The sequence below is a fragment of the Hungatella sp. SL.1.14 genome (assembly GCF_024460495.1).
Lineage (GTDB): Bacteria > Bacillota > Clostridia > Lachnospirales > Lachnospiraceae > Hungatella > Hungatella hathewayi.
The window spans coordinates 1-289 of record NZ_JANFYJ010000510.1 but is presented as its reverse complement, the minus strand read 5'-3'; the positions used below and the strand labels follow the sequence as shown (position 1 = coordinate 289).

2 pseudogenes are annotated in these 289 nt (G+C 47.8%); one reads left to right on the top strand and one right to left on the bottom strand.

Annotated features, from left to right (window positions below):
* Window positions 1–198: pseudogene (locus tag NE473_RS32050) on the top strand (hypothetical protein); the annotation flags it as partial.
* Here the strand turns inward: NE473_RS32050 and NE473_RS32045 are convergent.
* Window positions 142–289, bottom strand: a pseudogene (locus NE473_RS32045) (TIM-barrel domain-containing protein); the annotation flags it as partial. The pseudogenes NE473_RS32050 and NE473_RS32045 sit on opposite strands and share 57 nt — an antisense overlap.

Below are 289 nucleotides of genomic sequence, written 5' to 3'. Positions count from 1 at the left end.
CATGTTTTTAAATACCGACGCGTACTTCTGGCCCACGTAGCTCTTGGATTCTGTGCGTCTCTCATGAATGAGGCGGTTTTATCAAAGGCCAAGGTCATTGATTTAAGCGCTGACTACCGGATTAAGGACGTGGCAGTGTATGAGAAGTGGTATAAAATAGAACATAAGAGAACCATGAAGCCTGCTGTGAGAGCTTAACAGGCCGAACTGGCACCATCTCTTGTAAATATCCGCCGGCGCTGTATTCTCAAAACCGCTGATATCGTGGCTCCAGAAACCAAAGCCCGCG